Genomic DNA, 23,352 nt, shown 5'->3' on the forward strand with positions numbered 1-23,352 from the left:
GTCCACCACCGCTCCGGCGGCCCGGTCTGATCGTGGCATTCAATATTGCAGTAAAAGCTACGTGAGTTTGTTACGAAAGCATGCGGTTACCATTAGCATGACCGAAGCCAACCACTGTTATGAGAACGGCCTTGCCGAACGCGTCAATGGAATTTTAAAGCATGAATTTTTATTAAACACCACATTCAAAACCAAGACACTGTGCTTGCAATCGGTCAAGGAGGCAATTCACCTGTACAACGAGAAGAGGCCTCACTGGTCGCTGAACTTGAAAACGCCTTCGAACGTGCACAAACTCAGTGTGGCATGAAAGGAAAAAGAAGGAAGGAAATTAGTAATAACCTGTCCACTTTTTTCAGGACAAGACATCCTTTCCTCCCTTTCTCCATCCTCCTTTCCTCCCTTTTAACGAAGAGTACTAAAAAACGACACCTGGCCATCGGTTTTGACCATCAGCACATCGGCTTCTTTGCCTTTGGAAACGGTCACGAAGTAATGGTCGGCGTCTTCAAACTGGGTGCCGTAGAGGAGCATGTTGGTGTCGTTGTTTTCATTGTCTTTGTATTCTACCACCGCGCCGATTGCGTAGTTTTTAAACTGTTTCTGGATTTCTTTTTGGGCTTTGGCAGGAATGTCGGCGAATTTTTTGTTGGCGGTAGTGCCTACGAGGATGAAGTGGCTATCGTAAAAAGCGGTTTGTTTCTGGCCGTCTTTGGTGAAGGTAACTTCGTCGAACTGCGGGCCTCTTACCCATTGGGCGTCGGGCACCTGGCCGAAATCGGCATAGAAGCTGTCTTTGGAACGTGAACTTACATTCTGATGGGCTGCGGCATGTCTTTCGGCGCGGTTTTCTTTTCTGGTGTCTTTGGCCAGGGTTTGTGCCTGGGCTCCGGTGATGGCCAATGCGGCGATGATGGCGGAAGTGATGAAAGCTTTCATTGTGATGCTATGTTTTTTGGTGATTGATCCTTTGAATGATCCAAAACTACCTGGTGCCGCCAACCTGCGAAACAGCGCGTAGCCAGAAGGGCAGAAACTGTCGGTGAAAAGGGCGGAAGTGTCTTTGTGATTTCTTTTCGCTACTTTGGTTTTCACATTCCTCCACCTCAACCGGACCATCGAATATGAATTGCCTGGTGATCGACGACAACATCATTGCCCGCACCACATTGAAGCAGCTTGTGAAGCACGACAAGGAGCTGGTACTCGTAGGTGAATGCGACAATGCGATGGACGCTTACCGCAGGATCATGGACGAGCAGGTGGACCTCCTGCTGCTCGATATTGAAATGGAAGGGATGACCGGCATTGAACTGGTGAAAAGCCTGGGTACCAGAAATCCGGTGATCATATTCACCACCTCCAAAAAAGAATACGCCGCCGAAGCATTCGAACTGAATGTGGCCGACTACATTACCAAACCCGTAACGCCCGCCCGTTTCTTGCAGGCCATCGAAAAGGCCCGGGAAATTTTCAAAAGCAAAAGGCAGGAGTTGCGGATGGAGGACGACAGTTTCCTGTTCATCCGCGATTCGAACATCGTTCGCCGGCTCAAAATCGGGGATATATTATACGCCGAGGCCATGGGGGATTATGTCAAACTGTATACCCTCGAAAAATTCTACTCCGTGCATGCTTCCTTAAAAGACGTCGAAGCGAAGCTACCCGATTCGAAGTTCCTCCGCGTGCACCGGTCGTTTATCATACAGGTAGGTAAAATCGATACGATCGAAGGTGGCACGCTTATTATCAACCGAAAAATGGTGCCCGTCGCCGATACCTACCGCGCGGCGCTGAACCGCCGGTTGAATGTGTTGTGATTTTTTGAAAAATTGAATCCATGAGAGTCCGCACGCTCGTCATTTACATTACTATCGGCTTTGTGGCTGCCGTGCTGGCATTGGTAGGGGCGCAGTACATGACGCGCCGTAATGTGGAGGAGCTCATCAGCGCCAACGAGAACCTGCTCGATGAGTACCGCGTGAGCAGCGGGCTTTCGCATCAGGCCGATAGCACGAGCCGCGCGGCGCTGGCGAGGAAAATGGATGCGGTAGACCAGAGCGGGCAGCGGGTATTGCGCTGGAATTTGTACGTGATCGTAGGCGTACTGGCATTGCTTACGGCCGTTTTCGCGATCATTATCGGCCGGATGAAGAAGCAGGCGGAGCTGATCGGCCAGCTTAATACCAGCGAAAGGAAGCTGAAAGAAGCTGTGCTGGTCAAAGAGCACTTTCTGGCGAATATGAGCCACGAGATCCGCACGCCGCTGAATGCGATTTTGGGTTATACCAATCTGCTCCAAAAGAAAAAACTCGACGCGGACACCCGTCTGCATCTGGGCACCGTACAGCAATCCGGCGAAACGTTGCTGGCAATCGTGAACGACATTCTCGATTTATCCAAAATAGAATCCGGCATGATGCGGATCGAGCGCGTACCGTTCGATCCCGGGGCATTGGCGCATTCGGTGGGGACGATGTTCCATCACCGGTCGGCTGAAAAGCAGGTGCCGCTCATTGTTTCACTCGATCCCGGGATTCCCGCAACCATTACGGGAGATCCTACCAGGCTGACGCAGATCCTGGTCAACCTAGTAAGTAATGCATTCAAATTCACCGAAAAGGGAGAAATAAATCTCCGGGTCACCGCCGACACGGGCAATGGCGACCGGGTAAACCTTACTTTCGAAGTGACGGATATGGGCATAGGCATTGAAAACGAGCGGCTTGAAACGATTTTCGAAAGGTTCAAACAGGCCGAAGATTCCACCACGCGGCAATTCGGCGGTACCGGGCTGGGGTTGTCCATCGTCCGGGATCTGGTGCATTTGCAGGACGGGCACATCGGCGTCACGAGCCAGCCGGGCCAGGGCACATCCGTGAAAGTGACGATTCCCTACCGGATCGCGATGGTGAGCGAGGTGCCCGCAACGGACGCACGTTCGGACGAGGCGCACCCGCAACGCCCCGGGCTGCGGGTACTGATCGCCGAAGACCATATCATCAACCAGGGCCTGATGATGCGGCTCATGGAAGAGCGGGGGATCGAAGGCCGCATTGCCGGTAACGGGCACGAAGCCGTGGAAATGCTGCGTAACGAACGGTTCGACCTGGTTTTCATGGATATTCAAATGCCGGGAATGGATGGTTACACGGCCACGCGCACGATCCGCGAGGAACTGAAACTCCAACTGCCCATCATCGCCATGACGGCGCATGCCATGGAAGGCGAAAAAGAGAAATGCATTCGCCTTGGCATGGACGACCACATTGCCAAACCGGTACGGGAAAGTGAGCTAGACAGGATATTTGCCGGTTTTTCAAATCCTGCGCCCGGAAGCGGATCGCTCTCGGAGGCATTCAAAGTGATAAACCTCGATTACATGCGGGAGATCAGCAACGGTGACCCGGCTTACGAAAAGGTGGTCACGGAACAATTCCTGCACCTCATGCCCCGCGAACTGGAAGCATTGTCGAACGCAGCCGCCAAACGCGACCCGGGCGAGATCCGGCGCATTGCCCACGGCATTAAAACGACGATTTCGATCATGGGCCTGAATGCATTGCTCGATGGGCCGCTGGATGTGCTGGAAAGCGAAACAGCGGCCGCGGTCGACATTGCCGTGTCTGTGGATCAGGTACTTACCGTTTGTAAAGAGGCGTTGGGCGAGGCCGGGCTGTTTTACCGGCGGTTTCAGTTGGATAAGGAGCGGTTGCCATAACAATCCGGGAGCCATGCAGCGCTTCGTAGAAATATTTTGTCTGAGCGGTTACATTATTTTTTTATGATTATTTTGTAATAAAATCGAACCGCTACCACTTATGCCCCGCAACAAACCTGCGCTGATCCTTTGTTTCCTGCTGCTTTCCATTTGCGCAAAAGCGCAGATACGCTTTGAAAAAGGCTATTTCATCAGCAATGACCAGGTGAAAACCGTTTGTAACATCCGTAATGTCGATTGGGACAATAACCCCTCGTCCTTCCGTTACCGGTTGCCTGGCAGCGACGAGGTGCTGGAAGCGGCGTTGCAGGATGTAAGTGCTTTCGGTATCGACGGCGGCAATTCCTATGTGCGGGCCCTGGTGAAGGTAGATGACAGCTCGACCGATGTAAACCGGCTTTCAAACGGCCGGAATCCGGATTGGAAAGAAGAACTGGTGTTCCTGAAAGTACTGGTGAAAGGCGAGGCCACGCTTCTGCAATACAAGCGGGGCGAGGTAACTCAGTTTTACTATCAAAAATCCGATTCATTGTATACGCCGTTGGTTTTCAGAAGGTATATCGACGGCAATGGACAAACTGCCACCAACTTCGGCTTCCGGCAGCAACTGCTGAACGACCTTGCATGCCAGGGCATTTCACAGCAGGATATCGAACGCACCAACTATCGCGAAAGCGACCTGACGCGGTTTTTTGAAAAATTCAATAGCTGCAAGAACCCGGCGGCACCCAATACGAGATCCGGGAGCCGTGATCAGTTTAACCTGAAAATCACACCGGGCGCTAACCTCACAATGCTCACAACCAGCAGATTCACCACGCTCCAAAACGATAAGCGAAAGGGTAATTATCTGTTTTTCAGGGGAGGAGTGGAAGCCGAATATATCGCGTCGTTTCACCGGAATAAATGGTCGGTCTTTACAGAACCTGCTTTTCAATACCATAAAATGCCTTTGAAAGTCACCGGCCTGGATGTGGACGTCAATTTCTGGACGATCGAAGTTCCGGTAGGTGTCAGGCATTATTTCTTTCTGAGCGACAGGACGAAGATTTTTGTCAATGCGCTTTTCGGCTGGACGGTTACGGAAAAGCAGTTCGGAAAAGATGCCGATGAGCGAAAAATGGAAGTCATCAGCGGCTCGGGCTTTGCGGCGGGAGCGGGAATTGCCACCGGTCGGTTCAGTGCTGAGGCGCGGTATTATATTAACAGGGACATTTATTCCAGTTACATCAGGGTCGACGCTGATTTTACGAAACTGTCGCTGATTTTGGGATACAAACTATTTGAGAAATAACCCCATTACATTGCCCCGATGGTAGAACCGCCGGGGTTTTGTGTTTTAATGCATATCAATTCCTGAATCCTGCATGAAGCCGCAACTCGCCCAGGTACGCTGGTACCGCATTATTCCCGTCGTTTTTGTCACATACAGCCTCGCTTACCTCGACCGCGCCAATTTCGGGTTCGCCGTTGCGGGCGGAATGGCCGATGACCTCAAAATTGACCCGAACACCTCGACGTTGCTCAGCTCGCTGTTCTTTCTCGGATACTTCTTTTTTCAGATTCCCGGTGCGCATTATGCGGCTACGCGCACGGCCAAGAAGCTGATATTCATTTCGTTGATCCTCTGGGGCGGTCTGGCGGCGGCTACCGGGATGGTCAACAACGCAACCGCGCTGATCGTCATCCGTTTCATGCTCGGAGTAGTTGAGAGCGCGGTAATGCCGGCCATGCTCATTCTTCTGAGCCAATGGTTTACCAAAGAAGAGCGCTCCCGTGCGAACACATTCCTGATCCTGGGCAACCCGGTTACGGTGCTCTGGATGTCGGTACTTTCGGGGTATTTGATTGATTCTCTGGGCTGGCGGTGGATGTTCATTATCCAGGGCGCGCCCGGGATCGTTTGGGCTTTTATATGGTGGAAACTCATCGACGAACGGCCGATGGCGGCGAAATGGTTGACCGACGAAGAAAAAATAGCGGTAGAAGAGAAACTGAAAGCCGAGCAGGCGGGCATCAAGCCGGTCAAGAATTACGCGGAGGCATTCAAATCGACGAAAGTAATCCTGCTCTGCCTGCAATACCTGCTGTGGAGCGTCGGCGTTTACGGCTTTGTGATGTGGCTGCCTTCCATTATCAAAGCGGCTCCGAATATGAACATGGTCACGACGGGCTGGCTGTCGGCAGTACCTTATGTGTTTGCAGTGGTGGGAATGCTCGCGGCATCCTATTTCTCGGATAAAACAGGCAACCGGAAGGTATTCGTATGGCCGTTCCTGCTTATTGCGGCGGTATGCCTTTACGCGGCGGTGTGGATCGGGACGGAGCATTTCTGGCTCGCCTATGCATTGCTCGTGGTCGCGGGCGGTGCGTTGTACACGCCTTACGGGCCGTTTTTTGCCGCTATCGCGGAAATATTGCCTAAAAATGTGATTGGCGGCGCCATCGGGCTTATCAACAGCCTGGGTGCATTGGGCTCGTTTGCGGGGTCTTATTTAGTAGGGTATCTCAATAGCGAAACGGGTAATTTCAATGCCTCCTACACATTAATGGCTGTGGCGCTGGTGCTTGCGACGGTGATCACTATCGCCGTTATTCCCGCCCCGAAAGTGGCGCAACCGGTCGCGGAGGAGGTCTGATGCTCGATTTTTGTGTGGCGGGCGATTAAGTTCAGCGGCTTTGGGTCTTTGTATGCTATTAAACTACTCTGCCAAACACTTAATCCAAAGTAAATGAGCAATTTTAGACTGCCGGGGTTCCCGGTTTGTGTTTTTCTGTTACTACTAACCCTCGTCTACGGACCGACCCTCGCCCAGAACAAAAGCCCGAATGCATTCACGCTGAAAGACGGCGACCGGGTGGTTTTCCTGGGGAATTCTATTTTCGAAAACGAGTTCCAATACGGTTACCTGGAACTGGCACTCACGACCCGTTTTGCCGATAAAGGCATTACTTTCCGCAACCTCGGCTGGACAGGCGACAACGTTTGGGGAGAGGCCCGGAGCACCTACACCAACCCGCCGACACCGTACGAGCATTTGATGCAGGACATCACCAAAGCCGCCCCGACCGTCGTGTTCCTCGCGTACGGAGGCGTGGAAGCGCAGGAAGGCCAGCCGGGTGTTGCGCATTTCAAGGATGGTTTGAATAAATTGATTGATAAAATTGAATCGTTGGGGGCGAAAACGGTATTACTTTCGACGATCCCCGTCGTTTCTGCCGATACTGCACAGCATATCGATGCGCGCAATGCGGATCTCGAACTGTATTCCAAAGCGATTTCCGACGTGGCTTCCCAGCGCGGCAAGCAGTTTGTCGACATTTATAATCCGGTATTGAACACCAGCAAGAAGGCGGATATCATTGAAAATACCGTCCATTTGAACGAAACCGGCTATTACTATCTCGCCGACGTACTGGAAAAAGTATTAGGCTTGCCTAACGAACGCGAAACTTCGACGATTACCATCGCGAAGCCGACGCCCTATTCTTCCAATGTTAAAATTCTGACAGACAGCAAGGATAACAACGTGATCGCGCGTTTCGTAGCTGCCGACAAATACCTGCCATTGCCATTTCCGGAAGCCAGCAGCTGGGTAGGTAACGATGCCAATGTGCTCAGAATCATTGGGTTGAAAAAAGGATATTACACTTTGACGGCCGCTAATGCACAGGTAGTTACCGCTTCCGCTAAGGAGTGGGAGAAGGGTGTGGAGATCAAACAGGGCCCGCAGTTTGAGCAATCGGCGCGGATACGGGAGATGATTATCCGTAAAAACGAGCTGCATTTCTTCCAGTACCGGCCGTTGAACCAGACCTACATCGTCGGTTTCCGCAAGTACGAGCAAGGCCGTCATGTGAAGGGCCTCGAAGAGCAGAATATCCTCATCAAATGGCTCGAAGGGCAGATTATTCTCCATAGCGAGCCGAAGGAAGTGGTGTATGAGCTGCGGAAGCTGGATTAACCTAAAACTGATATCAGAACATTAATCCGGCGGACCGCCAACCGCTGACCGCCGACGATACATATGAAAAAACTACTCTACGGAGCATTGCTCCTTCCGATGGCGCTGCTGATCTCGTCGACCGAGCCCGAGCAGCAGCCCTTTAACCTTGACCCGGATGTTGAAAAGGAATTGAAATCCTTCAAACTGGCCGAAGGTTTCGAAGTAACTCTTTTCGCTTCCGACCCGATGGTAGCGAAGCCGATCCAGATGAACTGGGACACCGAAGGCCGACTGTGGGTGGTCAGCAGCACAGTATACCCGCATTTGAAAACCGGCGAATCAGCGAACGACAAGATATTCGTCTTGGAAGACACCGATGGTGACGGCAAGGCCGATAAATCGACCATTTTTGCCGAAGGATTGATCCAGCCAACCGGTATCTTGCCCGGAGATGGTGGCTGTTATGTGGCCAATTCGACGGAAATCCTGCATTTCGCGGATACCGACGGCGATGGTAAAGCCGACAAGAAGCGCCGTATCCTGAGCGGCTTCGGTACCGGCGACACCCACCATTTGATCCACACTTTCCGCTGGGGACCAGAGGGCAGGATGTATTTCAACCAATCGATCTACATTTACAGCCACGTGGAGACGCCATTTGGTATCAAGCGCCTCGAAGGCGGCGGTGTGTGGCAGCTCAACACGCGCAACCTGGACATGGACGTGTACGCACGCGGCCTCGTGAACCCGTGGGGCTTGCAGTTCGATAAATGGGGACAGTCGTTTGCGACGGATGGTGCTGGTGGTGAGGGTATTAACTATGCATTCCCCGGCGCGACATTCGTGACGGCTCCCGGCGCTGCCCGCATTCTCCGCGGATTGAACCCCGGCCAGCCGAAACATAGCGGACTGGACGTCGTTTCCGGCGGACATTTGCCCGAGGCGTGGCAGGGCCGCATGATCACCAACGATTTCCGCGCCAACCGTATCAACAGTTTCAAACTGGAAGAGCAGGGTAGTGGCTATGTGTCGAAACAAACCGACGATTTGATGTGGTCTGACAATGTGGCCTTCCGTCCGGTGGATATTAATGTAGGACCGGATGGCGCCATTTACGTTGCCGACTGGTATAATCCCATTATCCAGCACGGCGAGGTCGACTTTCACGATCCCCGTCGCGACCAGCAGCACGGTCGTATCTGGCGGATTGTGGCTAAAAACCGTCCGTTGGTGAAAAAGCCGCAACTCGCAAAAGCAACTGTAAATGAATTACTTGAAACATTAAAAGCACCCGAGGACTGGACGCGCCTGCAAGCGAAACAGGTGTTGAAGGCACGGGGTAACAAAGAAGTTTTGCCTGCACTGGAAAAATGGGTGGCCGGTTTGGATAAAAACGATGCGAAGTACGAGCATAACCTGCTGGAAGCATTATGGTTATACCAAACGCTTGAAACCGTAAACGAGCCGGTACTGCTCAATTTGCTGAATGCGAAAAGTCATAATGTGCGTGCGGCTGCATTGCGTGCGCTGGCGCTCTGGTACCCGAAAGTTTCCAATACGCCTGCATTGCTCGCGAGGGCCGTCGGCGATGCGCACCCGCAGGTACGCCTGGAAGCGGTAATCGCATTGCGCAAGACCAAGACACCGGAAGCCGCAAAAACGGCGTTGACCGTGCTGGACGCGCAAATGGACGAATTCCTCGATTTCGCATTGTGGCAGACCGTGCGGGAACTGGAACCGGTGTGGGTAGCCAAACTGAAAACAGATCCGAACCTGCTCGGCGATGCTAAAAAGACCGCCTATGCATTGAAATCGGCCACCAGTGCCGACGCTGCCGCATTGCTTACCGCATTATACCAAAAGGGCCAGGTGCCGGATGAATACCAAAAGGACGTTCTGGCGTCGATCGCACAACTCGGGCAGCCTACCGACCTGAATATGCTCCTCGATCTGGCCGTTCAGCCCAATAACAAAGATGCGGCTGCACAACTGGCTGCATTGGAAGAAGCGGGAAGTCAGCGGAAGGTCATCCCGAACAAAAACACCGAGCGCATCGCGTCGCTGATCGGCAACGAGGACGAAGCCGTAAGCCTGAGCGCGATCCGTCTGATCGGCCTCTGGAAAATAGCTTCATTGAACGACCGGTTAACCAGCCTTATCCAAAGTGGTAACCCGGCTACCAAAAAAGCTGCGCTGGGTGCATTGGGAGCCATTGACAAACCCAAAGCATTGCAGTTGGTAACCGACCTGACCAGCCCGAAAAACACACCGGAAGTGCGTATTATCGCAGCTGCACAACTGGCTGCTCTCGATGAAAAGGCAGGCGCACAGGTAAGCGCGGAGCTCATGCGCTCGCTCCCGGCGGATACTGACGTGTCCGACCTGTTCCTGGCATTCATTCCGTCCAATTCGGGTGCAGCAGCATTGGCCGACGCCATTGCCGCTAAGAAAATCCCGGAAGCATTCGCCAAACGCGGACGCATACTGGTGCAGCAACGCGCCGGCTGGACGCGCCAGTTGATCGACGAAGTTGCCGCATTGAAAAAAGCATTGGAAGCATCCGGCGGTTCCATGCCCGCGCCGAAAATGCCCCAGGATCTCGACGACAAAACGATCGAAGGCCTTGCCAAACTGGCCCGCGAGAAGGGTGACGCCGCCAAAGGTGAGCTTATATTCCGCAAAGCCGAGTCGAGCTGTACTACCTGCCACGCCATCGGTGGTGCAGGCGGGTTGATCGGCCCCGATCTGAGCAGCCTCGGTACCAGCTCGCCGGCCGAAACGATCATCCGTTCGATCATTTATCCTAGCAATTCGATCAAGGAAGGTTACGATTTGAAACGTGTCGTGAAAAAAGACGGCTCAGAACTGATGGGCTACCTCGCTTCCGACGGCGCCAACGAAATCGTGATCCGCGATGTGACGGGTAAAGAAGTATCGATCGCCAAAAGTCAGGTACAAGTCATGGAGAAAGTTCCCGGCTCGCTGATGCCTCCGGGCCTCACCGCCAGCCTCGACCGCGACCAGTTCGTTAACCTCATCGCATTCCTCACCAAACTCGGCGAACCGGGCGACTTCCGCGTGCCCGCAACGCGTTACGTGCGCAGGTGGGAGAACGTCGCGCTCAGCAAGGATCTGGCTGGCAAATTCTCGATGGACGGCGGCGCTGTAATCGCAGGAAAGGGAGCCAAAGTCACCACCAGCCCGATTTACAGTCAAGTTTCCGGCGAATTGCCGATCGACGAGTTGCCCGAAATGCAGAACAGCGCCGGCAAACCGTTCAGCATCGTCCGTTTCGAAATCGAAGCATTGACCAAAGGGCCAGTAACTTTCGCATTGAACAGCCCCGGCGGCGTGACGGCCTACAACGGCAGCAAATCATTGAAAGTCTCCGACGGTACGATCACCGCCGACCTTTCACAAGGTATTCAACCGATCACGCTGGTTCTCGACCGAAACGTTGTGAAAGGCGGTTTGAAAGTAGAACTGAAAGATGTTACCGGCGGCGCGCAGACGCGCTTGAAGGTAGGAAGGTAGTTTTGATGGATATTATTGAATGCAGCCGGCTCATTTTGTGGGTCGGCTGTTTTTTTGTTTGATAAATATTTTGTGCCCTCCGATAATGGATATAGTATGCTTGATAATTGCTTCCAGGATTCGGACTTTTCCGCCGTAAATTGGCATTGACGAATGGCTTAAAAAGGTGTAAATTTGTTCTGACTCAAATTACTCACGTCTATGCAAACGATATAAAAGAAAGTTGGCAAAGTATTGGAAGGCAAGCCAAAGCCTGGGAAGTTAACAGCACGGGAAATCCATGAGGATCTGATCGATATGAAGGTCTATGAGGAGCGGAAGAATGGAGAGTTTGTATCAGAAGAAGAAGCCATGGAATTCCTGCGGAACCATGGTAAAATATGAGATATAAAATCAGTTACGAAAAACACGCACTGAAAGAACTTAAAAGGCTGCCGTCAAAAGCCGTAGGTCAAATCCTTCGAAAAATTAATTCCCTGGCTGAGAATCCCTATCAGGCAGGGATCAGAAAGCTGAGTGATAGCAGATCATTCTCCCAAAATCCGATACAGCTCCAAATTCAAGTAATAGTGATTTCCCTGAATTACTCTGCGCTGCAACACGCCTAAATCAATCAATTGATTTAAATACTTCTTCGCAGTATTCTCTGCATATAACCGCTGATCCGTCAAATGTTTGACCCGGGTAAATGGCTGGGTCAAAATGGCGTTGACGAGAAGTTCGGGCCGGGTGATGGCGGTGTCGTCGAGAATGACCTGACGAATGGCGTCTTTGGCGTTCAGGATGTCGTTGATTTTGTTGTACGTCAATATGGCCGTTGTTTCGACGGCTTTCAGCATGAATTTGAGCCAGGTATTCCAGTCGCCGCGCTGGCTGACGCCCATTAAGCCGCTGTAATAATCATCCCGATTGTCGAGAATATAGCGGCTGAGAAAAAGAATGGGGTAATCGAGCAATCCTTTGTTGGTAAGGTAATTGATATTGAAAATACGACCGGTCCTCCCGTTGCCGTCGCGGAATGGGTGAATGGCTTCGAACTGGTAGTGCCCGATCGCCATTTTCAGCACAGGATCGACTTTGAAGGCCTTATCATCATTCAAAAAATTGACGAGGTTGCGCAGCTTGGCTTCCAATATGCCTGCTCCTCTGGGCGGTGTGTACACGGCCTTGCCTGCATTAGGACCGGTACCCCCTTGCCGTATATGCGTTTGTATAAATGGCGGCCTGATGCCCTCCGTAGTTTGATAAATTTCCTAATACACCACCCTGAAATAGCCCTCGCTGAACTGTTCGCTGTTTTTCAGAAAGTCGTGGCCGAACCAGAGCGCCTCCCGGTAGCGCAGGACTTCCTTGGCCGAGCTGCTCATTTCATTGGCCCGTTCCTCGCTGAATGCCTTATACAGTTCATCGTCGGTCGTGAAGATGTTTTCGATCGCGCTCGACGCCTTCGCTTCCTGCAAGCTGATCGTGTTGATCAGCATGGCTTGATTTGGAATGGCTATGCTACGGCCTTGCAGCCTTCCCAATGCCGCTTTCGCGTTCGCCAGCGCCTCGTAGACGTCGATATTCCGGTACAGTTCTTCGGAAATCGGAAGTTCGGGAAGGTCATTCCAGGGGATATTTCGGTCTGGGTTGATCGGGTACGGCATGTTGGTGGGCTAATTTGGGTATTAAAATTGTGGTGTTTTTAATGTTAGCTCTGGTTTTGACATCAAATTTAATGTTTAAAATCGAGCTAACATTAAAATTATAGTGTTTTTAATGTTAGCTTGATTTTAGGCATTAAACCGGGAAGATCGCGTGTAGAACTCCTGTTTCTTTGCGCTTTCGAAACAGTAAATTTCCGACGCGCCCACTTTTAAATACATTCACATTCAATCCCAATTACAATCATGCTCAAAAAATTACTGGCCCTGTCTCTTCTGATCGGAAGCGCGGTTACAGCGCATGCACAGCAGTTCAAGGCGTTGCTTTTTACCAAAACCGCTGGTTTTCACCACGTTTCAATCCATGAAGGCGTGGCCGGGATCAGGAACCTCGCATCAAGGCATAACTTCTCGGTCGACTGGCAGGAGAATGCCGATGTTTTCAATGACAAAAGTCTGGCTAACTACGCCGTTGTGATCTTCCTGAACACAACCGGCGATATCCTCAACGATACCCAGCAGGCAGCGCTCGAAAAGTACATTAAAAGCGGAAAAGGGTGGGTAGGCGTCCACGCCGCAGCCGATACAGAATACGATTGGCCATGGTACGGCAAGTTGGTGGGAGCTTATTTCAAAACGCACCCGGCGCAGCAAACCGCATTCCTCGACGTTAAAGACAGCAACTTCCCAGGCCTCGAACGTTTCCCGAAACGCATGCTCTGGACCGACGAGTGGTACGAATACAAAAAACCCCTCAACGCCGACGACCTGAAAGTGCTCATTAACCTGGACGAAAAAACTTACGATCCTAAAACCAGTCAGGGCACCGGCATGGGCGAGCACCCGATTGCATGGTACCACAACTTCGACGGCGGCCGCGCATTCTATACCGGCCTGGGACACATTGGTCTGGTGTACTCGGATCAGTCGTTCCTCGACCACCTTTATGGCGGCATTTACTGGGCTGCTACGGGGAAAGGGGTGAAGTAGTGGCTGGGCGGATTTTTTGACCGCCGACGGCCGACCGCTGACCGCCGATAGGCTTTGGCCACAGCGTGGCCATCTGTTTATAGAAATTCAGATTCCCTATAATGTTTCAGCTCCGGAGGAGCTTCCTGATCCATCGCGACAGGAAGCTCCTCCGGAGCTGATTCGTTTGGGGAATTCCTGGACTTCTATAAGCAGGTAACCGCGCTGTGGTTATTTTTGTGAAAATAATTTAATGGTGTAGTCGAGCAACGCGGTGTCGCCGATCTTTCCGTGACCTGGTATCACGACTTGCACGTCGGAATACTTTTCTTTGATCTTCGTTACGGTCGCGGACCATGCCTCCACATTGGCATCGGCCAGGTTGCCTTTGGTCGCGTCGACTTCCTTGATCAGGCAACCACCGAACATCACCTTTTCGGAAGGGAAGTAGCCGATAATATTGTCGCGCGTATGTCCTTCACCGTAAAATGCCGCCACGACTGCTTTTTTACCAACTTTGAGGTCCAGCTTATTATCGAAACCTTTCTGTGGCACCGGGAATTTATGTTCCTTGTCGAATGCAATCGTCTTGTTGGTCGCGTACGACGGGAGTCCGTGATCGTGGAATGCCTTCAACCCGCCTACGCAATCCTCATGGAAATGCGTGGCGATCACAGCTTTTACCTTGCATTTCAAACTGTCCTCTACCCATTTGATCACTTTTTCAGATGTTGCGTCGTTCGCCGGCGTGTCAAAAATCACCGCCTCACCGCCGTCAAAAACGATCAGTCCATTGCAGGGAACTTTGCCGAAAGTTTCGGTTTGCAGGTAGGTGAGGTGCTGGTAGGAGTGGTCGGTCAACTTTTGGATCACAAGGTCGTCTGTTTTGAAGCTTTTGTCAGGCGTCTGCGCGCGTATGCATGTGTACAGGAGGGCGAGCAGGCAGGTGAGGATGTGTTTTTGCATGATTAACTTTGAAATGGGGAGTGAACAGTTGACTGAATGGCAAGATACTGGAATTTGCTATATTGGGGCGCTAAACGACATACATTATGTTTGAGATTACAAATGGCATTAACAATACTTCAATCGAAGTCTATTGTGAGATCGAGTGGCTTCGGGATTTTGGGCATTCCTTGAATGCGTTTCCAAAGTCAATAGACGATTCCGTAGATTTTAAACAAGTTGAGTGAGATGCTATTAAATTGGAATCCACTTTTGTCACGGAACATAGAGTGGATTGCCGAAGATTAATCTTAAAATAAATGGGAATCGGGAAAAAGGAGTTTTTTAAACGCGCTGCGAAAGCGTTGGCGGGATTGATTGATAATCCATTGAAGCAGGTCTCGACCAACAATAACTACTACGTTAATAAACAATTCGGGATCATTTTGGAAAAGCCTGATACGTGGGGATTTGTTTCTGTAAATGATTACGAACGGTTGTTGGACGAGCAGATTATTGATGAGGAATGGGTTGATAAGGAGGAGGTCGCGGAAGTGGTGGGAGAACCTGCATTCATTATCACCAAATACTGGCCGGATTCTCCGGAAAATGAAGGAAAGTTTTCGCCCACGATCGGCGCATTTATCACGCACAAATCCGAGCTGGATTTTGAATTTGATTCTTTTGAAGAGCTGATCGAATTATCCGGGGAAGGTACGGCCGTTATTTTGAAGGACTTTCGCGAGTATGAAATTGAAGGGCCTATCCAAATTTCCGGGCGGAAGGCGTATATCCGGCATGCGAGCTACCTTTTTGAACATTTAAAACTCAATGGAGATGTCTTGACAAGATTGACGGTGCTGATTATCGAACACAATGATTATTATTACTACATTAACATGCATGACTCCGATGAGGTGGGTGAAAACGCTCACAACGAGTTCCAAACCTTCATGAAATCAATTGTTCTGATCTGATCCACATAATCCCTGGCCCATGCAAACACTCGCCACCATTCTCGTAGCCCTCGTCGCGCTGGAACATCTTTACATTCTCTACATCGAAATGTTCGCCTGGGAAACCAAGGGCAAGGAAACTTTCAAAGGCTCCCTCGCGCCGGAGCTTTTCAAGCCTACCAAGACGCTGGCGGCGAACCAGGGGCTTTATAACGGCTTCCTCGCTACGGGGCTGATCTGGTCGCTGCTGATCGAGGACCATCATTGGCGGTTGTATGTCGGGGTTTTCTTTCTGACTTGTGTGATTGTTGCGGGGATTTACGGGGCTGTGACGGCCAGCAGGAAGATATTTTTCGTGCAGGCGCTACCGGCGATCGTCGCTTTGGTGGTGTTGCATTTGTAAGGGAGATCAGTTAACGCAACGTCGCGACTATTCCTGTTTAACAAAAATTTATCTAAATTCGGGTAAACACTGGTGTTATGAGGACGTTGAATGTATCGATTTCGGAAAATGAATATAAACGTCTTGGGCTAAAGGAAGAGAGTCTGACTTTTTCAGAACTCTTCAATTTGGTTAGCAAGGAGCTGATTCGGCAGAATCTGGAAAAATCTGTTGAATTGGCGGAAAAATATGGTCTGTCGGATATGACGATGGACGAAATCACCGAAGAGGTGAAAGCTGTACGCACACATGCAAAAAGTAATCATTGATACAAATGTCTTTGTATCAGCACTTATCCAGAAAAATTATCCCTATCTGATCGTTCGGCAGCTCTTTGTCGAAGAAAAGATACAGCTTTGCGTTTCAGACGAACTGCTTGCTGAATACTACGAGGTCTTGTCCAGACCCAAATTTTCGCGATTTCCTGATTTCTTTATCCGCGCCGAGGCGCTACTTGCGGACATTGATAACAGGGCGGTGAAATACTATCCCAGTGTAAAAATTAGTATCATTTCCGATCAAGATGACAATAAAATCCTGGAACTGGCAGAGGAATGCATGGCGGACTTCATCGTGACCGGAAATACCAATGATTTCACCTTCCCGGAGTATAAAGGAGCGCGAATATTAACTCCGAAGGATTATTGGAATATAGCATCTAGTTAGTTGTCGGATCTAGACAGATAAGACGAAGCTTCGGGTATCACATCTTAATGTAGAATAAATCCCCAGCAGTTTAAGTGTGCATTGGCACCCCAGGCTTCTGGGAGCAGATAGCCGCGTCCGCTGAGTCATTGACTTCGGCCGGATAATTATCCTTTCTCCTGATGTCCATCGTGCGGTACAAATTTCCCTTAATACCGACCGGCTGCGTGCGGATACAATTGAAAGCACCGCAGCGGCCTGGTTTAGTTCGAAATTTAACGGGAAACATGCATGACGGCAGTCGCTTATGGTATTTGGAAAGGGCAGGAGAAAAGTAGTGAAAATGACATAATTGCAAATCTGGATCCGCTTGGGGCCGACGATTTGATGAAGAGAATACCTGATATCAACAACAGCAGGGATGTAAGTGCGCTGGTGTCATTGGCGAACACGGTGACGCCTTCCTTGTGTGGTGCGCAGGATTTAGAATACCATCAGGCCAATGCGGCGATTCGGGATATCGGTATTTTTCTGGGTTCGATCAAAAGACATGGTATTGAGCCTTGTGCTGTTATCCATGATCTGGAAGCTATAATGAATGTGTTGGCGGAGACGACTTCGATGCCGCCTCGCGATACGCTGTTGCATTACACGGTTTGGAACCCGGCCGATCATCGCAGGCGTACGTATACGGATACACGTGACGAGCATTGCCTGATCGATAGTGTTGTGAAAGCGATGGACCCGTTGGTGAAGGCGATACGTTTGCTGGCAAATTTGCATCATACGCCTATGCAATTCACTGATTTTAAAATAATTTGTGAGAATGCGGCGGCCCGTTTCCAGCAAGTGGTTGACGGCATGGTACTGGCGCGACGGAATGTGTCGTTGTCCTTTTTTGCCACCGAGCTTCGGCTGTATTTCGATCCGGTGCGTATTGGCGGGCGTGAATACCTCGGCCCCGGGGCGGTGGAGATGCCAATGTTTGTGTTCGATCAGCTGCTTTGGAGTTGTGATTGTGCGGATGAGGATTACCGCGTTTTCAAGGAAACCTACCTGCCTTATGTTCACCCTGAAATGCGGGATATTTATTTGAAATACCAAAAGCACGACAGCTTGCTAGGTAAATGCTTCCGAACGATCATCGACGATCGCCTTGATTTCGACCCGATTGTGCTGGAATCCATGCGCGCGCTCCGGCAGTGTTTCCAGCAGCTGAAACGGTTCAGAATGCCGCATAAGAAGGTTGCCGAGGAAGCTTATGCGCAGGAAATTCGGGAAGTGGATTCGGAGAATAGCGACCACCGAAGTCACGGCAGCGGCGGCTATTCTCCTGATATTCTTTCGCATATTGTGAAGCTGACCAACCAGAAGGTGGCGAAACTGGATGCCTACATTTCCTTCTATGAGGTCAAGTCCGGGGCGTCATTGGTTTATTCCGGCAGGTAAGTGGTGCTGATCACTGGATAATTTTCAACCCCATCCAGTAAGAATCCCCCTCGCCGCGCACGATTTTGAAATGCGTGTTCAAAATGACCGCCGTGTTCACAAACGACAGCAGGAATAGAATGCACACCACCACGAGTGGGTTGACAAACATATGTCCTGCAAAAGTTTGTACCACCATTGTGATGGTGATACCGTAGACGAGGATCGCCCAGGTGATCTGAAAGTTCAGGATGCGTTTGCCGAGGTCGTCGACCCCTGCGATGCGGCGTTTGTTGTAGAGCCAAAGTATCAGTGGGACGAGGACGCCGCCCATTGGCAAGATCCAGAACGACAATGCGGAAAGGTTCAGGATTTTCAGGAATGAAGCATCCTCTGCGGGCGCCGGGGTAAGGCTTTCCACGAGTACATCGAGCGCCTGAGCGAGTAAGCGGAGCGTTTCCCCGCGCGGGATGGTGTCGCCGGCTTCGATGCGTTGTAATGTGCGCAGGTTAATGCGTGCGCTTTCGGCCAGGCTTTCCTGTGAAAGTCCCTTCGCCCGGCGCAGGGTTTTGATTTGTTCCGAAATGTTTAGCTTGCTCATATTGAAGTTGGTTTACCCAAATTTAACCATTCAGGAGCGGGAATGATAGCGGCATTGCTACGGCATTTGCGTGTGGTGGTAATTTCACCGGTCGAAAAGCCCGCATTTTCGGTGCATTTGACTGCTCTGCCATCGGAATTCCAGCCTCAACTTGTATCGCTATTGCCGGGCAAATACTCCAAATCGCGTAGCAATGCCGTCAGGCATGTGATATAGGTAGGAAGATCAAGGGAACAGCTAATCGTTAATCCCGGCAGGGATGCAACAACAGAAACCTGCGTGCTTGTCTCTTGCGTGGTTGTTTCATGCCCAGGGGCATTGGATTATCGCTATTCCATTGATCTGCTACCTATATCACATGCCTGACGGCATTGCTACAAATATTGCGGCGCTCTGCGCCTTTTTGCTAATAGCAAACCCTCACTTCACGGTATACCAATCCCTCACCCGCACATCGATCTTGCTATCCTTCTCATTCACCAATTTCTTAAACGCCTCCGTATCACTAAACCCACCCTGCCCGCGATAGTGGTAAGGATAAACCACCTTCGGCTTGAATGCCAGCACGGTAGCGGCAGCCTCATTAATATCCATCGTATAAGGCAAATTCATGCATACAAATGCGACATCAATGTTCTTCAACGCCTTCATTTCCGGGATGCCGGAGGTGTCGCCGCTGAGGTAGACGGATTTGCCGCCCATTTTGAGGATGTAGCCGTTGCCGCGGCCTTTGGTGTGGCGCGAGTCTGCCGTTTCGGGCAGGTTGTACATCGGGATGGCGGTAATGGAAATGCCGAGCTTTTCGGTGGTGGCACCGTTGGCGAGGACGGTCGTTTTGGCTTTCAGGGCGTCGGACATTTTGTCGGCGACGGCTTGGGGAGCGACGATCACGGTGTTGGTCAGGTCGAGGGCGTCGAGGGAAGCCGGGTCGAAATGGTCGCCGTGGATGTCGGTGATCACGATCAGGTCGGGTTTGGCGATGCCGACGAAGGTTTTCTGACCTTGGTAGGGGTCGGCGTAGATGGTTTTGCCGTTCCACGTGAGCGCGAGCGTGGCGTGGTTGAGCGGCTGGATTTTGAGCGGGCCTTTGGACGTGGCGATTTCGTCGGGCTTAGGAAGCTGCGCCCAGCAGAGTGAGGCCGCAAGCATGAGCAAAAAGGTGAAAGTAGTTTTCATGATCTGGATAGTTAGATTGACCAAATTTAGGGTTTACAGGGCCGCAAGCAAGTTTTTGCAGATTTTTTCATCGCTTTTTAATAGCGAAGTGCCGGACTTGTTTAGCTTGCAGCCGCATTTTGTAAAACGCATTCGAATGATTCTTCATCGCCTGATGGCCGCCCGCATGGCGCGGTTCGTGTTCTGCCTGATCTCTATGTTCGTCGCCGGGAGCGGCGCATTCCACGCATCGGCCCAAAAGTTCGTAGTAGCGCCATTCAATTTCAACATTCAAAGCGGCTCCTACACGCCCGCAAGCACGGACGTGAAGGCGCTCGCGGAGGTGAAAACGGAAATCCCTGCGCAGACTTTTGCGGCAAAGCCTGATCCCGATCTGTCGCTCATATATCCCCAGCCCGGTGGTATATTGCTTTTTAAATCAATGAAAAGGGCCAATCCAGCTAATGTCGCTGGCAAGTTGGTCGCTCCTTCCCTGGCGATTGTGGATACGATTTTTCATAACCAGGTTTATAATCAACAAGTAAATGGCCAGGATAGCTTTACTTTCGATCTCTGGTACTCAGTGCTAATCGACGGCAAGCGCTATTACACCGATTTCCGGCCACATAATCTCGAAGCATTTCGCTACCCGCTGGTATTTCACAAACAGCTCTTCATGCTAGCCTGCCAGGTTACCGGCTACGAAGTTTACGCCGACAAAGGCTATCCCGAGCATTTTCACATCGCGGTTTTCGATATGCAGAATGGTGGTATCAAAACGCGCTTCATCAGCGAGGAACTGCCTTTTCATTACGGAAACGAATTTTTAGATGAAAGCGACAATGTTATTAAATCTCAATACAATGAAAAGGACCACACTTTTCGCATTGAAATCGAAGGGTTGAATGAAACTTACAAAGGTGTTTGGGATGGTAAAGTGTTGAAGCATTTGAAATAGACATGGCAACAATCCATTTAACGACATTGATTCATGCACCGATAGACGCCTGTTTCGACGCAGCACGGAGCGTTGATGCACATTTGTCTTCGGCACATGGTACGAATGAAAAAGTGGTAGCAGGTCGGATGTCGGGATTGTTTGAAGCAGGTGATGTCGTTACCTGGGAAGCAAAACATCTAGGTATCAGACAACGACTTACAGTTGAAATCGTCCGAATGTCCGTACCGACATATTTTGAAGACAGGATGGTGAAAGGCGCTTTCAAAAGTATGCTTCACGAACATCATTTTGTGGAAGAAAACGGTTCGACGGTTATGACCGACGTGTTCAGTTATGAAACGCCGTTTGGCATTTTAGGTATTCTTTTCGATAAATTGTATTTGGAGAATTACATGAGGAAGTTTTTGCAGAAAAGGAATGCGCATTTAAAGCATATGCTCGAAAGTACCTAAGATGCAGGCTATGACTAATTTAGCACGCACCCCTCAAAGTATGGTCACCGAACCCAATATTTCCATAACCTCCGCTTCGTCGTTACTCTGCCCGTAAATACTCAGCTTCCTGAAAGCGTCGACTTCAATATAGAGGCCGATTAATCCTTTTCCGCGCACTTTGGGTCTTACGGTGAGGGCCTTGTAGCCATTGCGCAATGATTCGGTGCGGTAATGCGTGGCTTCCGTTTCTTTCGTGAAGCGGTAGGAGAACATGCCGATGTCGTACCGAAGGGTGTCTCTTCCATTGGTAATACCGCCCACTTTGGAGTCGTAACCCACTCCTTCGAACCGCTTCCAGCTGGCTGGTGCTACAAATGAAAAGTCTTCGAATATGACCGGAGTCGGCTGGTCTTTTTTGCAGGACACAGCCAGCAGCAATGCGAGAATTGGTATAAAGGTTTTCATCGTTCTAAGTTGAGGAATTTGAGATATTCCCAAGATTAAAACCCGCTGTACTTGGTTGTAAAAGAATGCATTGTTTATATAAAAAGCATTCAAGGCACTTTTGCACAGGTACCTTGAAAGCTATAATGCTACACAATCGGCGCCTCCTCCTCACGTACGGGCGGCTGCGCATCCGCCCCCGCAAGCCTTTGCAGCACGTGCGCGACCACGGGCCTGCAACTGAACAGGTAGGCGTGATGGTTCATGAGGAAATGCCGGTCCCAGAAGGTGCTAAGCAGTTTAATGCCGCTATAATCGCCTTCGCGGGCTTTGGCCATGGCGTCGTCGGTGTTGTCGAGGAAGCCGTAGTAGAGCGGGTCGGGTTCGGGATCGGTGCTATTTTTGATAATATCCAGCACGTTATAAAAGTTGAAGCCTTCTTCGAGTTGGAGATTGGGATCGTTTTTGAAGATTTCGTCGCCGTAACTGCCCAGGTTGCGGAAGTCGGTGGTGAGGCCTTCGGCGTCGGGGCGGGGATCGAATGCGGCTGTATTTTCATTGAGATTGAACTGCTTGGAGCTCACATACAGCAGGTAATCGCTCGGGTCGTAGTAAATGTGAACGTTTTTGGCGAGTTGTTTTAAAGGGGTGTAATTGTAATGAAAATGCGGCCCTTTGAACTTCCTGCGCATGTTTCTGAGCTGCACGCCGCCTTTTTGTACCGCCAGGTGTGTTATATCCGGCGCCATAAGGAATATATTTTCGAAAATGCCGGTCGGGATGCTGTGGCCGTCGCCGGGGTTGACCATGCCGTTCAAAAGCTGGTGGCCAAATGAATGCACGACGAGGTTGAGCGTTTTACCCGCTTCTTTCAGTTTTCGCGAAAGCACCTCAAAATATTCAAACAACCCATTCCGCGTGAACTGCTCGCCGTAGCCGATCGAACGGTCGTCGGCCTTCTTGCGCCAGCCGTAGGATGGCCAGCCGAAATACAGCACATTGGCGACGCTGTTTTGAGGATGAGCTAGATAGCTCTGCACGAATTGCGGCACGAGTTCGAGTTTGAGGCCCGGTTCCCAGTCGAACCCGTGAATGTACACAAATACGTGTTTGCGTGATTCGGGCAGTCGGGTAACGGCCTGCGTGACGCCGGTGGCCCATACTTCGGGAAACAGCTCCATTACCTTGAAATCGCGGTTCGGGGCAGGAGGGAGGTTCGCGAAGGCGAGCTTGCTAGGTGCATCTGCCATATCGATGACCGGAATGCCGGCTTTATTGGCCCGATAGCAAATGAAGAAATGCGATTTGTCCAGATCCGACAAGCCCGAGTAGGCATCGAGCTCCACTTTATTTGCGATCACCTTTGTGCCGCCGCTAGTAACGTACCACAATGTACGTCCGTCGTTTTCTGCGCGGATGATCGTCACTTTGGTGCCTTTGGTGAGTAAAGGCTGCGTGCCGTTCGGTCCCGGGCGTTGCGATTGCCGGTCGAGGTCGTCGTTGATAATGCCTTCCATAGGGGGT

At 50.9% G+C, this 23,352-nt stretch carries 23 protein-coding genes; 15 read left to right on the plus strand and 8 right to left on the minus strand.

The features are described 5' to 3' along the window. Positions 1-310 (plus strand): integrase core domain-containing protein (locus BLQ88_RS18440; RefSeq protein WP_143016869.1); only part of this gene is annotated, 310 nt, incomplete at its 5' end. A 95-nt stretch (positions 311-405) separates the two neighbouring features. Here BLQ88_RS18440 and BLQ88_RS18445 read toward each other — a convergent pair. Then, entirely contained in the window at positions 406-939 is a 534-nt protein-coding gene (locus BLQ88_RS18445) for a hypothetical protein (RefSeq protein WP_143016870.1), read from the minus strand. 185 nt (positions 940-1,124) lie between these two features. Here BLQ88_RS18445 and BLQ88_RS18450 point away from each other — a divergent pair, with 185 nt between their 5' ends. The 6 genes from BLQ88_RS18450 to BLQ88_RS18475 all read left to right on the plus strand — a co-directional run bounded on the left by BLQ88_RS18450 (position 1,125) and on the right by BLQ88_RS18475 (position 11,202). Next, the gene (locus BLQ88_RS18450) at positions 1,125-1,820 is read left to right on the plus strand and encodes a LytR/AlgR family response regulator transcription factor (protein ID WP_090153202.1); all 696 of its coding nucleotides are present in this window, start codon (positions 1,125-1,127) and stop codon (positions 1,818-1,820) included. Between the two features lie 20 nt (positions 1,821-1,840). Then, positions 1,841-3,721: an ATP-binding protein gene (locus BLQ88_RS18455; RefSeq protein ID WP_090153204.1), complete on the plus strand. Its 1,881-nt coding sequence runs from the start codon at positions 1,841-1,843 to the stop codon at positions 3,719-3,721. Positions 3,722-3,821: 100 nt separating this feature from the next. After that, positions 3,822-5,015: a putative outer membrane beta-barrel protein gene (locus tag BLQ88_RS18460; protein WP_090153207.1), complete on the plus strand. Its 1,194-nt coding sequence runs from the start codon at positions 3,822-3,824 to the stop codon at positions 5,013-5,015. A 73-nt stretch (positions 5,016-5,088) separates the two neighbouring features. Then, positions 5,089-6,360 (plus strand): MFS transporter, encoded by a 1,272-nt coding sequence (locus BLQ88_RS18465; protein WP_090153209.1) that lies wholly within the window; start codon positions 5,089-5,091, stop codon positions 6,358-6,360. 93 nt (positions 6,361-6,453) lie between these two features. Continuing rightward, entirely contained in the window at positions 6,454-7,686 is a 1,233-nt protein-coding gene (locus tag BLQ88_RS18470) for a GDSL-type esterase/lipase family protein (RefSeq protein WP_090153212.1), read from the plus strand. Between the two features lie 63 nt (positions 7,687-7,749). Beyond that, on the plus strand, positions 7,750-11,202 hold the full coding sequence (locus BLQ88_RS18475; RefSeq protein WP_090153215.1) for a PVC-type heme-binding CxxCH protein: 3,453 nt from the start codon (positions 7,750-7,752) through the stop codon (positions 11,200-11,202). 527 nt (positions 11,203-11,729) lie between these two features. Here the strand turns inward: BLQ88_RS18475 and BLQ88_RS37190 are convergent. Both BLQ88_RS37190 and BLQ88_RS37195 read right to left on the minus strand, forming a co-directional pair. Then, on the minus strand, positions 11,730-12,452 hold the full coding sequence (locus BLQ88_RS37190) for a Fic family protein (protein ID WP_310590151.1): 723 nt from the start codon (positions 12,450-12,452) through the stop codon (positions 11,730-11,732). A 3-nt stretch (positions 12,453-12,455) separates the two neighbouring features. Further along, complete coding sequence (locus tag BLQ88_RS37195) at positions 12,456-12,851, minus strand: Fic/DOC family N-terminal domain-containing protein (RefSeq protein ID WP_229212745.1); 396 nt, start codon at positions 12,849-12,851, stop codon at positions 12,456-12,458. Positions 12,852-13,094: 243 nt separating this feature from the next. On the opposite strand from BLQ88_RS37195, the gene BLQ88_RS18485 reads away from it, so the two are divergent. Then, complete coding sequence (locus BLQ88_RS18485; protein ID WP_090153217.1) at positions 13,095-13,838, plus strand: ThuA domain-containing protein; 744 nt, start codon at positions 13,095-13,097, stop codon at positions 13,836-13,838. A gap of 210 nt (positions 13,839-14,048) precedes the next feature. On the opposite strand, the gene bla is transcribed toward BLQ88_RS18485, so the two are convergent. Then, positions 14,049-14,783: a subclass B1 metallo-beta-lactamase gene (gene bla, locus BLQ88_RS18490; protein WP_090153220.1), complete on the minus strand. Its 735-nt coding sequence runs from the start codon at positions 14,781-14,783 to the stop codon at positions 14,049-14,051. A 299-nt stretch (positions 14,784-15,082) separates the two neighbouring features. Here bla and BLQ88_RS18495 point away from each other — a divergent pair, with 299 nt between their 5' ends. The 5 genes from BLQ88_RS18495 (at position 15,083) to BLQ88_RS18520 (ending at position 18,254) form a co-directional block, all read left to right on the plus strand. Further along, on the plus strand, positions 15,083-15,739 hold the full coding sequence (locus BLQ88_RS18495) for a hypothetical protein (protein WP_090153222.1): 657 nt from the start codon (positions 15,083-15,085) through the stop codon (positions 15,737-15,739). Between the two features lie 19 nt (positions 15,740-15,758). After that, positions 15,759-16,121, plus strand: coding sequence for a DUF1304 domain-containing protein (locus BLQ88_RS18500; RefSeq protein ID WP_090153225.1), 363 nt, complete (start codon positions 15,759-15,761; stop codon positions 16,119-16,121). 77 nt (positions 16,122-16,198) lie between these two features. Then, on the plus strand, positions 16,199-16,429 hold the full coding sequence (locus BLQ88_RS18505) for a hypothetical protein (RefSeq protein ID WP_090153227.1): 231 nt from the start codon (positions 16,199-16,201) through the stop codon (positions 16,427-16,429). Next, entirely contained in the window at positions 16,410-16,826 is a 417-nt protein-coding gene (locus BLQ88_RS18510) for a putative toxin-antitoxin system toxin component, PIN family (protein ID WP_090153231.1), read from the plus strand. The genes BLQ88_RS18505 and BLQ88_RS18510 overlap by 20 nt, the downstream gene beginning before the upstream one ends. 270 nt (positions 16,827-17,096) lie before the next feature. Further along, positions 17,097-18,254 (plus strand): monodechloroaminopyrrolnitrin synthase PrnB family protein, encoded by a 1,158-nt coding sequence (locus tag BLQ88_RS18520; RefSeq protein WP_090153236.1) that lies wholly within the window; start codon positions 17,097-17,099, stop codon positions 18,252-18,254. A gap of 10 nt (positions 18,255-18,264) precedes the next feature. Here the strand turns inward: BLQ88_RS18520 and BLQ88_RS18525 are convergent, their stop codons facing one another. Then, complete coding sequence (locus tag BLQ88_RS18525) at positions 18,265-18,834, minus strand: helix-turn-helix domain-containing protein (RefSeq protein ID WP_090153238.1); 570 nt, start codon at positions 18,832-18,834, stop codon at positions 18,265-18,267. 420 nt (positions 18,835-19,254) lie between these two features. Then, positions 19,255-20,010: an MBL fold metallo-hydrolase gene (locus BLQ88_RS18530; protein WP_090153241.1), complete on the minus strand. Its 756-nt coding sequence runs from the start codon at positions 20,008-20,010 to the stop codon at positions 19,255-19,257. A 136-nt stretch (positions 20,011-20,146) separates the two neighbouring features. Here BLQ88_RS18530 and BLQ88_RS18535 point away from each other — a divergent pair, with 136 nt between their 5' ends. Both BLQ88_RS18535 and BLQ88_RS18540 read left to right on the plus strand, forming a co-directional pair. Beyond that, entirely contained in the window at positions 20,147-20,947 is an 801-nt protein-coding gene (locus BLQ88_RS18535; RefSeq protein WP_229212746.1) for a hypothetical protein, read from the plus strand. A gap of 2 nt (positions 20,948-20,949) precedes the next feature. Next, on the plus strand, positions 20,950-21,402 hold the full coding sequence (locus BLQ88_RS18540) for an SRPBCC family protein (RefSeq protein WP_090153242.1): 453 nt from the start codon (positions 20,950-20,952) through the stop codon (positions 21,400-21,402). A gap of 33 nt (positions 21,403-21,435) precedes the next feature. Here BLQ88_RS18540 and BLQ88_RS18545 read toward each other — a convergent pair whose 3' ends face one another. Continuing rightward, positions 21,436-21,849 carry a hypothetical protein gene (locus tag BLQ88_RS18545; protein ID WP_090153245.1) on the minus strand — a complete coding sequence of 138 codons (414 nt, stop codon included), beginning with the start codon at positions 21,847-21,849 and terminating at the stop codon, positions 21,436-21,438. A gap of 128 nt (positions 21,850-21,977) precedes the next feature. Then, positions 21,978-23,345, minus strand: coding sequence for an alpha/beta hydrolase (locus BLQ88_RS18550; RefSeq protein ID WP_090153247.1), 1,368 nt, complete (start codon positions 23,343-23,345; stop codon positions 21,978-21,980). Between the last annotated feature and the right edge of the window lie 7 nt (positions 23,346-23,352).

This window comes from Dyadobacter soli (assembly GCF_900101885.1).
GTDB lineage: Bacteria > Bacteroidota > Bacteroidia > Cytophagales > Spirosomataceae > Dyadobacter > Dyadobacter soli.